Source organism: Pseudomonas paraversuta (assembly GCF_904063065.1).
Lineage (GTDB): Bacteria > Pseudomonadota > Gammaproteobacteria > Pseudomonadales > Pseudomonadaceae > Aquipseudomonas > Aquipseudomonas paraversuta.
Map to the genome: position 1 here is coordinate 462,233 of NZ_CAJFCL010000003.1, position 12,175 is coordinate 474,407.

Sequence of the window (12,175 nt, forward strand, 5' to 3'; positions counted from 1 at the left end):
AATAAAAGCACAAAGTGTGCTAGGTTTTTTGGTGGTGTGAATTATAAAGTTAAAGAAAACCCAGTGTGTCTGGGTTTTCTTGGGAGTATGCTATTTACTTGGTGGGGTGTTTTTTCTTGGTAATGAATGCTGGCTCTTTCCAGTTAGGCCCTTTTCTGTAGCCTCCGTCTGCATGTTCAATCAAGCCTTCCAGCGTCATTGCCTCAACGAGCTTTAAGAGTTCAACATTGTTAGAGATATTTGCCCAGTTATTTCTGCTGTAAAGTCTATCCAGAGCAGGGTATGAGATAATTTTTTCATTTCTAGTAGCGAAAAGAATAACGTCTCGTGGGCTTTCTGCAATAACTACTTCATTAATGTCGTTCATTTTATTCTCCATATACTTGTTTATTTTCAGCAGTTATTGCATCTGGTGTATAGAATAAATCAGAAGAATCTTTGAGTTTGAAGTCTTCTAGAGTTGCAGAGTGAGCGTTATTCCATCCGTTTCCTTCAATGCCGTCGGCAACCCCAAGAGACCTGTATCGCTCAAGCTCCCTCAGTTCGTGCGTGTAAAAGCGTTTGTCGACGTCAGTGATAGCAATTTCGCCTTTTAGGATTTTTCCGAGACGCTCAATTATGATTTTATTAGCATCTGAGGGGGCGAATCGCCCCGTATGCAGTTTTACCAGATCTATGCCGGTTTTTGTGACCGAAGCTTTCTTCCAGTCGAGATTTTGGGTTGGGCCATCTGGGGAAGCCAACCTAAATTAGCGAAGAAGTCAGTTTTGGGCTATCGTTTTTTTTATGCCGCGATGCATTTTCTCGCATGTAACTTTGGAACGATGTGCTTAACTGACCCGTTTATTAACTTCTGAACAATCGAACTCCATGCCATCTGAAAAAAACCACTAAAAGCTGGGGGTTTCTAGATGAAAGCAATAAAATCCGGACTGCTAGTCGGCATTATTTTTGTCAGTGGGTGTCAGCACACCTACGAATCGTTTATTAAAGAAGAATTGCAGATACCCAATGTATTTGTACCCTCAAGTGATGAGGGACATCCATATAGTTTGTTTATGGCTAGGAAAGGTAGCAATTTTGAGCAAGTTTGCTCTGCCACAATGCTTACCGGATTGAGCGAGGACAAAATAAAGGCTATAAGAACAACTAGTATTACGCCAGATACTGGGTTTATTAGAGGTTCAACAGCAAGTTTTGATGTTGAATTGAAAAGCGATGACATTGGCCAATTGAATGCAAATTACGCCGCGAAATACAGGGTTGAACTTGTGCTTGCTAATGGCAAAGTCTACTCTTTACCTGGCATCAGCATTTCTGAGGTGCTACAGAAAATCCACACAACCACATGTGCTGCAGATGTGGCGGTATACAGGGATGGAGATGAAAGCATTAAGCTGTATATGCCGACACATATGTACTCCTATGATGTGATCTATCATATTTCTAGCGGTAGTGGCGGAAGTGCCGCTATCAATCTCCCGCCTGAAGTGGCAAAAATTATTTTAGCAAAGCTGGGGATTAACTATAGTAGTGGTTCAGATAAAGTTATATCTAGCGAAGGATTGTATGTCGGATTTCGAGGTGCGGCGGTAACTGAGAATAATATGACGGTCGCGCTAGCTGCTGCTGCTTCAGCAGCTAAGGCAGCTACGGCAGCCAGAGCTGCGGATGTAACTGCAGCGACTACGGCACTTACTGCTGCAAATATTGCAAAAGAGGCTGCGGATATGGCAGAAAGTGTAGCGCCTCGTGGTAAATCTGCACCCAGCAAGGCCTCTCTTGTTGCCTCTAACAATGCAACTGCTACCGCAGTTGTTGCTGAATCCAGTGCTGAGACAGCAGCTGCTGCAGCTGTGTCTAATGCGACAGCTGCAGCAGCGGTTGTTGCCGCTGACATTGCAGTAACCAATATTGCTGAGTCCAATATCACGAAAATGCCGACGGGAAACCTGTCAAGCGGTGTTGTCTTAGATGTGACCTCAATAGTTGAGACAACAGATATTAAATAACCAAGTTAAGCTAGCTACTCCCGGTCAGACTGCGGGTCAGCACAGCCGGAAGTAGCCCTTAGTGACAGGCTGCTATAGCCCCCCCCTAGGTACCGTTCGCAGAGGCCAGTTCGCATGGAAGCAGATAATCAGAATATATCCCTAGACCTTATCGTGTTGGAGCAGACAAGAAGTAAAGCTTTAAAAGGGTTCCAGTAGCATGAGTCGCGAAATGTCCGTTTCTGGCCGATTATTGCCTTTGGTGCCAGACAGAAATCGGTCAAAAGTTAACACTCAAAAGTACCTACAGAAGTGGGGCGAGTCATTATCACGCCGCTTGCTTACAGATAAAGTGACTTGAAACGGGCTCGTAAGCGACGAGTTCGGCACAAGCACCGTTTCGCCCTTAGGATCATATCGGTTGCTGCACCATTTGGAAGGCTTGCTCTTGCGTGAATCCTTCCATGATCAGATCAATGATCTCCTCGCGTCGCTCGCGAATGTCTGTCGATAGCGTGCTGCGATGCTGAAGGTGGTAATCCGACATCATTTTGAGAGCCACCCCTTTGCTCACGGTCTTGCGAGGCTTGATCGCTTGTTCTGTGTGGTTGATGAAACCGTCGAACTCCATAGTCACGTCGCTCCAGTCGAATGCGAAAACCGCTTCACGGGTCGTCACCGGATCAAAGTTACGCCTGAATCCTGAGCCGCATTCTCCCGAGCCCTTGCTGATGACCAGCGAGGTAAGGTCGGGCATATCGCGCTCATTGGTGAACATACGGACGACATCCAAGCGACGTCCAGTGGATACAGGGATTGCGCTCTGCACGATGTCGTTTTTAGGGTATTCATCCTTCGCGCGTTGAACCAGTTCGCCATACGTCAGGCAGTGCTTGTGTCGTGCGAGGTCAACTAGTATCGGATAGTAGGCTGATGCCAGTTTGACATCTATCAAGGTTACATTTTCGTACAAGGGGGGTACTGGGGTGGGCATGAGTAGCTCTCGTTTAAGGGCACGAATCGCTAGGGCTAGAGCGATCTCAATCCAGTATTCAATCCTGCAAGGCTAATATCCAGAGAATAATTCTTACAGACATGACTCTTTATTGGAGTGCGCAGCGTGTTGCTGAGTCGAAAAAACGGATCTGCACCGTGGCACGGCAGGTACTAAAAATCAGTTCAAGGAGATTGTTTGATAGAAAAGCAAACGTAAAGCCCTACTGCATGAAGAGAACTGAAATTGCATGCATCGGAGGGAGTACAAAAAGCTGTAGCAAAATACAGCGCTAAGTTATTGATTCTTATGAGGAGCTTAACTTGATTTTACGCAACAAAAAATTCGGATAAATTCTATAAATTTCAATAGGTTACGCCTTAATAACGGTCAACCTTGACATGGTGGGGGTCGTTGGTTCGAGTCCAATCGCGCCTACCAAACAAAATCCGCTCTGCTGGGCGGTCTAGAAGGGCTCACCGAAAGGTGGGCCCTTTTTTGTTGTCTGCGATTTGCAAAACCCCCACCTCAGAACGCCAAATCAGCACCCACCTCCAGATACTCGATACCTTTCTCTGTGTGTCCCTCCTGATAGTGTTTGGTCATCTTCGCGTCCGCGTGGCCCATCAGCGCCTGGATGTATTCCTGCGGGAAGTTCTGCTGCTCATATAGCCATGCGCCCAAAGCGCGGATCCCGTGGAAGGTGGGTCGTTCGGTGGCTGGAATATGGTCATACGCATGTGCTGCGTCCCGGGCTTTGCTGAACTCGTTGCTCAGATACTTAGGAGTGACCGAGGTGCAGTGATCCTTGGCGGCTATCTGCTCGCGCTTTCTCGCCTTGGGCCTGTAATGGATCAGGTAGGGCGAAGCCACGGGGGGAGGGCAAACATTCGCTTACAACCTCTCGATCGTCGCTCTAGCGGCCAAAGCAGTTCGTGACTTATAAATCGTAATAAAAGGCTCTAGAACGGGCGTCTTTCGTGATGTTATCTTGATATCTATGGTTCCTTTGGCATCATCGATACCTTCGATAGCGCTCCATGGATGTGTAGTTTTATGACCGTGTTCAAAATGACTTTTCTGGCTTCCTCGTTTGCCCTGCTCGCAGCTTGCGGTGGCAGTGACAAAATTGACGGCTCCACAGAAGCCAAGTTTGCAGCCTCGATGACTTCCATCAGTCAAAATATTGATATTGCAAAAAAGGACGAGTTTGATCGTTCTCTTTCAGTGGTGCGGGCGTCTTACGGAAGTGACCGTGCAGGCATGGCTAAGGCTTTGGATGGTAAAGATGCTGATGCTGTCATTGCCCTATCCGCCGCAATAACCAAAGCACAGGCTGAAAAAGAGCTGGCGGAAGCTAAAGTGGCTCAGGCGAAACATCTCGCACAAGCCAGGGTGGAACTGGCTGAACATAAGCAGAAATTAGATGAACTGAAAGCCCATCGCCTCGCTACTGGTGAGAATGGTGGTGAACCGTCGAAACTGGAACTGATGATCAGCGATTACATGCCCGCCCGAGAGAAGGCAGTGAGCAATTTAGAAAAAATGACCCCAGAACAATATAAATCTGCCGATAAAAATGGAATAGGCTATATGGAACTTCCATAACAAGCGGCAGATTAATTGATCCATAAGGGTCTCATTGAGGCCCTTTGTCATTTGGTGCCGTTTGAATCAAGCGCTCCGAAAATGGCGCAACCCCAGTCCTTGGTTTTTTAGGTAAAGCACTGGGGAGGTCGGTCACTTAAATCCCTAACTCTGTTACAAACACTTTTCCCTTAAGCAAGTTGGGGGCCTCGCAATTTGGCTCTTTATCCCGGGCTGCAAGATAGTTAGCAAACTCGTTTGCCATCGCAGCGATCCAGGCAGGATCCTGACTCTCAATTGGAGCTATCAAGTCCATTATTTCTGATGATTGGCTGAATTTGTATGCGAGAAGATCATTTGCACCGATTGCATCAAGCTGTTCATGGGAAAGGGGATTACGAAAGCTTTCTCGCTCCTTGAATGCTTCAATATCAAGCATGATTGCGTAGCGCAGTCCATAGCGCCATTGTTTATCATCTCTTGGTGTTGATGCTGCTGCTCTGATTCTGTCGCCTATTGCCATCAGTCTCACTATTCCTTCGCCCTGGTCAGGTGTTATGGCTAAGCGCCGCTGTCTGGGCCCCGTACAGACACTGGCTTGCCATTTATGTTTACAGTCAGGATTGTGCCTAGTTAAGCTGAATTTCGATAGTGGCCTTTTAATGCTAAAGTGTTTTTTTTCGTAAAGGAAGTGAGTCATGGCCCTCAGAATCAGGAAGAGCATTAAAATTGCTCCTGGTGTTCGGATTGGTGTCAGCACATCTCTAGGCGTGAAAGGTGCAACAGCCAATCTAAGTAAACGCGGTACGCGGATCACGACTGGTATTCCGGGCACTGGTATTTCCAGCTCTACTTTCTACAAAGCTAAACAAAAGCAAGCAGCACCTGCTGTGCCTCGTGAATACTCAACAGCTGAATGGGTCACCGCTTGGGTTATTGGCGAAATTGCGGCCATTGTCGGCTGGTTTATGCTTGATGGAGGCTTTCGGCTACTGTGCGGCGCATTGGCTGTGTTCATCCCACTTGGTATGTTTCTTTACTATCGTTCGAAACCTGCTGTTTGAAGCGTGCACCTGTGTGCAGGGGCTTACCTGATCTGCGCCGATAGAGGTATCAACCCAGTAGCAGGCGTTGATTAACATGGGATGCTGCTCACTCTGCTTCAGCGAAGCTGAATTGAAATCTCTGTCCCTTCATGGCTCCGGCAGGACCAATGTAGTCAGTCTGAATGGCCCTTGAGCCGGCAACGGGCGGGGGCCTGGGGAGCACGTGGGAGGCAGGTAAGATTGAGTAAGGTTGAGTAATGCGCACTTAAGGACTTATACAGAACTGCCTTTTATGATGGTGGCATGCAACTGGCGACAAGTAGTTTAAAGCCGGTTCTGAATATAGCGTGCTGCCAGGGGGTAAAGTTGGATTGGCTGTATATTGAAAGTGGAGACTGTGACGGGTGCGCTGTCTGGGAACGCTCAGTGGCCGTGAATAAACAAGGGGTTTTATTTGTGGCTGCAACATTCGGCGGCGAAGAACAGGAAGTGGTTGTATTAACCCTGCGCAAGATCACACCTGCGCTGGTCTGTTTTGGTCACGTGTATGTTCCTGTCGATTGGTTGTTTGAAAACTTTCCGTTGTCCAGGCGCAGGTGTCAGCCCATGGTCATGGAAGCGCTGCGCATTGTTAAAGTCCGTGCCCGTCATAACCATAATGCACACTCTCACGATTCATCAGATAACCCGAGCCGTTGCAGTACACAGTTCTCCCGTGCTCATTTGCGAAAGGCGCTGGGGAGTTACCTAAGTACTGTTGAAAGCCATGTTCAGCCCCCTGAGTGGGCTCTGTTAGATGTGCGTATTTAATTAAAGTTGTGGTGCCGAGGCCTGAAGATGCGTAAGAAACTAGTCAGTCAATGGACATTAGGCGTTGGGTTGGGTTGCCTGTTAATGAGTGGTTACTCTGCGGCTCATAATGACAGTACCTGTGCAGAGCGTCGTGATGAAATACTCTATCAATTGGAGCAGGCCAAACTAAGCGGTAATCGATATAAACAGTCGGGGCTGGAAACAGCCTTGCGCAACGTGCAGCGGTACTGTCAGGACGATCCGCTTGATCGTCATCAAAATAAAATGGCAAGCGCTGCGGCTGAGGTTATTTACAGAAGTGAGCAACTTGAAAAGGCGTTGGAAGAGGGCGCGCCAGGCAGAATTAAAGTATGCCGGGAAAAGCTGCATGACGCTCGCCGGCAATTAGCCCGCGCGACAGAAGATTAACGGTGTACGGTTATTAAATGATGAGAGTCTACATGAGCAATGCATGGGTTAAGGTCATGACGGTTTGCGCACTGGCAACATTTTCCAGTTCGGCAATGGCCATGAATGATTTTTGGCTTGAAACACTCATCTCCAGTACGTCCGGAGGAACAACCTATCTCACGTCCAGGGACAACAAACTGAACACGTCATTACTGGGTGATGCGAGTTCTTTTGTGGCAAGCGATGGTGCTATCCGCGGCCCTTACCTGGAGGCGTCAATCAATGCGCTGCGGGCGTCTGAATCTGCCCGGGGTGTCAGTGATATGGAACTGGCCACAGGTTTATTGCTGCTGTCGGTATCTGAGTAGGGGGCGTGTCCATGAAACTCAAGATTTTACTTGCCGGCGTCCTTATGTTGACTGCCAGTCTCTCAGGTTGCACGACCAGAGACTGGATTCAAGCAGTGGGGGGTGCTGCACAAGCCCGTGACGATTACGCCAAAAAAAGTCGTATTGAACGGCTAAAAAAAGCCAATGCCGCGTCCTCTCGGGTAAAGAATTAATAAAGTGGCCACGCGTAACTGAGAAGTGCCAGTGGCTCAAGAGCGTTGCCAAAACCCCCGCCTTCTCAGTTAGCCGTTCACCCTTGGCGGTGCTTGATTTAAACCCCGTCCGAATCATCGACCCCTGGGCGCGCGCCGTCGATGAGCCGTACATGGGGATACGACGACCGACCGGCATGTACCCCGCCCGCCAACTGGGGGCTGCACTGGCAATCAGTTGGTACCGGATGCGCGATTCCCTGGGGTTTCCCGCCTGAGGTTTGTGTAGTTAAAAAGCCCGGCCTTTGTGCCGGGCTCTATGCATCCCGTCAGCCTGGTTCCGACTGTAGAAACGACACTCCCTCCCTACAGTGCGCCTGGACATTTAACGGCCCGGATTCGCGTTCCGCCGTGATCCCGGGGGCGTCCTGATCATTTAGCCTCGGACCCACATTCATGGTCTAGGCTACCGCCGGTGAGAATTACTCATTATTGAGAAAGCTGGATCTAGCGACTTGGCAAGGCAGATCCCTACTTCATTCTTATCCGCGCGGGATCAAAATCATGAAGAAATCTCACACGGGCGAAGCAATCCCGCCCATATTCGATTGCTGTACCACGATTGCCAAAGAGGGGGTAACAAGTGAAGTTTTACTCAGGTCCAGTTCGTCCTGGGAGGGCACGCCTTATATCGCTTATCCTGAGGGGACGCCGGAGTTAACGCTGGCAATTACCCGGATACCGGCCAACTCCATAATGGACTGGCACACCCATCCTTGCCCTATGGCGGTATACGTATTATCGGGTGAGTTCAGAGTAGAGATACGAGCGACTGGCAAGCAGCGATTGTTTACCCAAGGTGCTGTAATGGCAGAGTCTGTTGATATTGTTCATCGTGGCATGACAGGCGACCGCGGTGTGGAGCTTCTTATGTTTTATGCGGCAGTACCGGGCCTTAAGTTGTCCAGGCCCGCCAGTTCGGGCGCGCCGCAGGACGGATCGGCGCAGTGAACTCAGGCCCGGGAGCCCGCTAAATCACCGCAGACCTGCTCGCCACTTCAGCAGGCAGGTTTGTTGCCACTTTGCAGGCTCTGCAACAGCTGAAACTGCATTATTGAATGAGAGAGAACTTGCAGTCTTGCGGTGCGGTGTTCTCGCACACGTGGTAGATGATACCGAAAGGGCCGTGCTCATTTTTCCAGGTGTCGCCTTCAGTTTTTATGTTGAAGTCACTTTCATTTTTTGCCAGAAATCGCAGGTCGAGCAGGTCCTGATCGCCAAGGCTGTAGGTGCAGTACTGAAAGTATTGGGGGGCGGGCTGTTGCTCCTGAATGGCAAGCGCCATTTCAAAGTACTGCACAGGTGCTGTTTTCGCCACGACGCCCTGGAGAACGCCAGACCACTCTCCATGCTCCCCGTTTGCGCGATAAATACCGGGGGCGATTTGTTCTATCTCTGAAACTTCAGGGCAATTTTCCAGGGCTTGGGAAGTTGTGGCGATCGCCATAAGTGACGCTAGGGTAGTAAGTGTTAAATAGGGTTTCACGATGATATTCCTTGGCTACCTGTACTGGCGAGTTGTTGAATAGCACTGGCTGTTACAGGTTGATTGAGTAAGCCTGTTTGTGGGTGTGTATTCGATACATTCAATTAAAGGCAGGCAGGTGCCTGCTAACAAGAACTTCGTGTTGCCGAGTTGTCATTGACCATACACTTGGCCAGGGCCCTGTGTCAGACATCGCATTTGTAAAGTGCGACTGTACAACTCCCACTGCCACGGGGGTTGGAGGGAGCACTTCGTAGGGGCAAATATGTCGGGACATTTGGGGGAGGATTAGTGGAGCGGGCGGGCTCTCAATCAGCGCCGGAATTTGTTACTGCGCAAGATTCGGCTGCAGTTAGAGCCGGGCGCCCAACCCACAGCATTTGTATAAAGTCGGGTGCCGGCTCGAGGTTCATGGACATGGGCAGGAACTGCCGGAGGCGCGCCAGCTATTAATGTCGACGCCGAGAAGCGCCCGTTCTTTAGACAGCGGGGTAAACAGGCATAGTGCCCGTGCCTATCGTGTAAGAAGTAGCAATCCCCACAGGGTACTGACGCGTTGGCCTGGCCTCGTTCTTCACGGGGATGTGTTTTGCCGGGCGGCGGTCAGGCTCTTGTGGTCGACGCTTTTACAGTTTTGCAACATTGCCCCGTTCAGGCTTTTAAAGCATGCTTTTTTCTATTGGTTTTACAGGTTTCAAGAGGGATATTAATGTGCGCCTGAATAATGTGCTCCGGGTCTGAAAATAGAATGTTCGATCCAGGATGTTGGGTGTTTGCGAGAAAGTTACGAGCTTTAGATGGTCTCGAAAAGATTTGGCCTCAGGAGTATTTCATAATGGATGAGTCTTCATTCAAGGAGCTGGTGGAACTCAGTGCCAAGTGCTGCGGATGCATAGTATCGGGAATAGATATCGAAGTCATGATTGGTGCAGCGCTAGGAGCCTGGCTAATTATGAGCGGCAAAAGGAATTCCAGTATCAGGCAGCGTCTCACCACTCTTTTTTTATCAGCAGGGGCCGGTTATATATTTGCACCGATGGCCATGGAAATCGCTCCCGTATTCACCGCTGGAGGTGCTGCATTCGGTTGTGCCTTGATTGTGGTTCCCATCGGGATCAAGGTGAATGTCTGGGTGAGGCAAGCGGACCTCCCTGAACTCATCAAGCGGCTGCGAGGAGGGCGATAAAATCCAGCATGATGCGCAGCGAGATCCGTTGCTTTTCCCGGTGTTTCAAAACGCCTGATTACTGAAGCGCCGCAATACACTATTGACAGGCCTGCAGCATGAATACATTCAATCTGTACCCGGGTTAGTTGCTGGTTATGTGGTTAGACAACAGCCTATCGATATCATGTATGCGCTGTTCCAGTTCTCGAAAGCGTTTGCGCTCCAGAATAATGTTTTTTATATGCAGACGATCATCTTCATTTACAGAGCGGAACAGGGTAATTAGAGAATCTTCTGCGGGACTTAAGCGCGACTCCAGCACAGCGCTCTCCGGGGTGTGGGTACGCCGGATAGGGCCTTGTCCGGTGAGTAGCCAGTCAATCGATACTCCCAAATGGGACGCTAAAGATATCAAAGCATCTGACCGCGGGTCCCGTGCGCCACTGACCCAATTTTGTAGCGAGCTATAGGGGATTTCACATAACATCGCAGCATCCTTTAGCGACAGGTTACTCAGTTCGATTGCTAATCTAATTCTATTTTCAATACCCATTTGGGGCTCCTTCCTTGACATAATCTCAATTGGGCATGTAGCTTTGATATTACTAAGGACTACACGGTATTTAGCAAGCGCGAGCGCATGCACAAGCACTATCGTCGAGATGGTTGGTCAGTGCTTACACAACAAGGATAGCAGGGACGCTATAAGTAGAGGTTCAATAGTCTGTGAGTACTAAAGCGAAGTGTTGTATCGAGCGAAATAAAATACCTTTTGTTATGTATTCTGCCGAAACTGCAAAAAACACAATAAGAAAACTCCTAAAAACTCATTTGTATAAGATGGATTTCTTTACAGTAGTGCCTGGCTCTGGATGGATGGTCAGTGTTGTTTTCGGGTTTGTTGCGCTTCGTCAAACTTTGGTGACTGTACGCGATTTAAAATGGTTGTTTAGTGGTGGTGTGGATAGCGCTGAACGTATCAAGCGATACTTGCAAAATCAAGTTCCGGGCTATTTCGGTCAATGCCGATGTTTAATCGGATCAGGTGTCATCAAGTGATCAATAACTAAGTGGTTTGGAGGCTAGGGTATGGGGTGTCTGGATTTTGCTCCGTGGGGCGGGAAAGTCATGTGCAGTTTAGCAGGTGTGTTGATGGGAACAGCTGTGGGGGGGTAGCAAGGTGTGTTATTACCAATAAGTTTGATTCCTAATTAGAGCTTCAGCCGCGACCAATAATTATTTCTTCAATATGGATTTTTGAATATGAGTGCCTATAAACTGGTTTGCCCCCATTGTTCCAACAAAATGCGCATACGTACTAGCGAAGGGCGACATATTTTTTTGCGCATTGCCTATCTGCAATGCGTGTTTGAGGGCTGCGGATGGTCGGTCAGGGCCGAGTTTGAAATGACCCACGAGATGAGTCCAAGTGGTATGGCCAATCCTTCCGTCAAGCTACCCATCGCAGACGGTGCGCTTCGTCGTACAGCAATGAAGCCTGAGGCGCCTCTTCCAAGGGGCAATAAAAAGACGAGTTAGATCAATAGCAAAACCTTGACCTGGCAGCGAGGTGGAAACAGCGGCATCAGGCGCTGCTTTCCCTGTGTAACTCAAACTATCCATTCAATGGGCGCCCTTCAAACTATCCACTCTATGGGGCGTCCTTATTGCAGCGGGATATGGAGTGCTTATCCGTCCCTCTCTCCAGTCCTACAGATGAATTAGCGGTATTAAAAATACCTCTACTCTATAGCGACGCTTGTATAACGCTATACCCTGCAGGTTGTACACCACTCCAGGATTTTTGAATCTGTCAGGCCTGCGCGCGCCTACTGCCCGACCATTTTTCTTGCTTCGTAATGCCTTGTCTTTCGCAAGGGCCTGGCCTGCAGCTGGCGATATATTTTTACTTCGCAAGTGCTTGGGCAGCATGCCATGCTGCAATGATGGGGCTCGCAACAGATACCCTTGTATGTTTATTGTCTATCGTTTTTTAATTGACTCTTTTTATATTGAAAGACGTTTAAGGTTATCCCGCGGGTGCGCAGGCAGTAACTGCCCTGTGTTGTCTGCTCCTCAACGTGGAGATAACACTTGGC

Annotated in this window: 17 protein-coding genes and 1 pseudogene; 11 read left to right on the forward strand and 7 right to left on the reverse strand. The window is 49.0% G+C overall.

The genetic code is table 11. The features are described from left to right. Window positions 1-94: 94 nt before the first annotated feature. Window positions 95-367 (reverse strand): hypothetical protein, encoded by a 273-nt coding sequence (locus JQ845_RS08180; protein ID WP_203008854.1) that lies wholly within the window; start codon window positions 365-367, stop codon window positions 95-97. A gap of 1 nt (window position 368) precedes the next feature. Further along, window positions 369-728 (reverse strand): annotated as a pseudogene (locus JQ845_RS08185) (S-type pyocin domain-containing protein); the annotation flags it as partial. Between the two features lie 183 nt (window positions 729-911). Here JQ845_RS08185 and JQ845_RS08190 point away from each other — a divergent pair. Next, window positions 912-2,012: a hypothetical protein gene (locus tag JQ845_RS08190; RefSeq protein ID WP_203008855.1), complete on the forward strand. Its 1,101-nt coding sequence runs from the start codon at window positions 912-914 to the stop codon at window positions 2,010-2,012. 391 nt (window positions 2,013-2,403) lie between these two features. Here the strand turns inward: JQ845_RS08190 and JQ845_RS08195 are convergent, their stop codons facing one another. Together JQ845_RS08195 and JQ845_RS08200 are read right to left on the reverse strand one after the other, a co-directional pair. Beyond that, window positions 2,404-2,985 carry a hypothetical protein gene (locus JQ845_RS08195; protein WP_203008856.1) on the reverse strand — a complete coding sequence of 194 codons (582 nt, stop codon included), beginning with the start codon at window positions 2,983-2,985 and terminating at the stop codon, window positions 2,404-2,406. Window positions 2,986-3,513: 528 nt separating this feature from the next. Next, window positions 3,514-3,858, reverse strand: a complete 345-nt coding sequence (locus JQ845_RS08200; protein ID WP_236010197.1) for a tyrosine-type recombinase/integrase — start codon at window positions 3,856-3,858, stop codon at window positions 3,514-3,516. Between the two features lie 183 nt (window positions 3,859-4,041). On the opposite strand from JQ845_RS08200, the gene JQ845_RS08205 reads away from it, so the two are divergent. After that, the gene (locus JQ845_RS08205; protein ID WP_203008857.1) at window positions 4,042-4,593 is read left to right on the forward strand and encodes a hypothetical protein; all 552 of its coding nucleotides are present in this window, start codon (window positions 4,042-4,044) and stop codon (window positions 4,591-4,593) included. Window positions 4,594-4,729: 136 nt separating this feature from the next. Here JQ845_RS08205 and JQ845_RS08210 read toward each other — a convergent pair whose 3' ends face one another. Then, window positions 4,730-5,095, reverse strand: coding sequence for a hypothetical protein (locus JQ845_RS08210; RefSeq protein ID WP_003447460.1), 366 nt, complete (start codon window positions 5,093-5,095; stop codon window positions 4,730-4,732). 175 nt (window positions 5,096-5,270) lie between these two features. Between JQ845_RS08210 and JQ845_RS08215 the strand changes: the two genes are divergently transcribed. The 6 genes from JQ845_RS08215 to JQ845_RS08240 all read left to right on the forward strand — a co-directional run bounded on the left by JQ845_RS08215 (window position 5,271) and on the right by JQ845_RS08240 (window position 8,373). Next, window positions 5,271-5,636: a DUF4236 domain-containing protein gene (locus JQ845_RS08215; protein WP_203008858.1), complete on the forward strand. Its 366-nt coding sequence runs from the start codon at window positions 5,271-5,273 to the stop codon at window positions 5,634-5,636. A gap of 408 nt (window positions 5,637-6,044) precedes the next feature. Beyond that, window positions 6,045-6,428, forward strand: coding sequence for a hypothetical protein (locus JQ845_RS08220; RefSeq protein WP_160627188.1), 384 nt, complete (start codon window positions 6,045-6,047; stop codon window positions 6,426-6,428). Window positions 6,429-6,455: 27 nt separating this feature from the next. Further along, window positions 6,456-6,839 (forward strand): DUF1090 domain-containing protein, encoded by a 384-nt coding sequence (locus JQ845_RS08225; protein WP_003447462.1) that lies wholly within the window; start codon window positions 6,456-6,458, stop codon window positions 6,837-6,839. A gap of 32 nt (window positions 6,840-6,871) precedes the next feature. Beyond that, the gene (locus JQ845_RS08230) at window positions 6,872-7,189 is read left to right on the forward strand and encodes a DUF2388 domain-containing protein (protein WP_003447463.1); all 318 of its coding nucleotides are present in this window, start codon (window positions 6,872-6,874) and stop codon (window positions 7,187-7,189) included. Window positions 7,190-7,200: 11 nt separating this feature from the next. Then, window positions 7,201-7,383 carry a hypothetical protein gene (locus tag JQ845_RS08235; protein ID WP_081481301.1) on the forward strand — a complete coding sequence of 61 codons (183 nt, stop codon included), beginning with the start codon at window positions 7,201-7,203 and terminating at the stop codon, window positions 7,381-7,383. A gap of 543 nt (window positions 7,384-7,926) precedes the next feature. Further along, window positions 7,927-8,373, forward strand: coding sequence for a cupin domain-containing protein (locus tag JQ845_RS08240; RefSeq protein WP_203008859.1), 447 nt, complete (start codon window positions 7,927-7,929; stop codon window positions 8,371-8,373). Window positions 8,374-8,473: 100 nt separating this feature from the next. Here the strand turns inward: JQ845_RS08240 and JQ845_RS08245 are convergent, their stop codons facing one another. Continuing rightward, on the reverse strand, window positions 8,474-8,908 hold the full coding sequence (locus JQ845_RS08245) for a DUF3757 domain-containing protein (protein WP_236010198.1): 435 nt from the start codon (window positions 8,906-8,908) through the stop codon (window positions 8,474-8,476). Window positions 8,909-9,743: 835 nt separating this feature from the next. Here JQ845_RS08245 and JQ845_RS08250 point away from each other — a divergent pair. Continuing rightward, on the forward strand, window positions 9,744-10,094 hold the full coding sequence (locus JQ845_RS08250; RefSeq protein WP_203008860.1) for a putative holin: 351 nt from the start codon (window positions 9,744-9,746) through the stop codon (window positions 10,092-10,094). Window positions 10,095-10,218: 124 nt separating this feature from the next. Here JQ845_RS08250 and JQ845_RS08255 read toward each other — a convergent pair whose 3' ends face one another. Continuing rightward, on the reverse strand, window positions 10,219-10,629 hold the full coding sequence (locus JQ845_RS08255; protein ID WP_003447467.1) for a helix-turn-helix domain-containing protein: 411 nt from the start codon (window positions 10,627-10,629) through the stop codon (window positions 10,219-10,221). Between the two features lie 173 nt (window positions 10,630-10,802). Here JQ845_RS08255 and JQ845_RS08260 point away from each other — a divergent pair, with 173 nt between their 5' ends. Together JQ845_RS08260 and JQ845_RS08265 are read left to right on the forward strand one after the other, a co-directional pair. Then, window positions 10,803-11,135, forward strand: a complete 333-nt coding sequence (locus JQ845_RS08260) for a hypothetical protein (RefSeq protein ID WP_161718484.1) — start codon at window positions 10,803-10,805, stop codon at window positions 11,133-11,135. Window positions 11,136-11,339: 204 nt separating this feature from the next. Then, window positions 11,340-11,615 (forward strand): Ogr/Delta-like zinc finger protein, encoded by a 276-nt coding sequence (locus JQ845_RS08265; RefSeq protein ID WP_003447468.1) that lies wholly within the window; start codon window positions 11,340-11,342, stop codon window positions 11,613-11,615. Window positions 11,616-12,175: the final 560 nt, after the last annotated feature.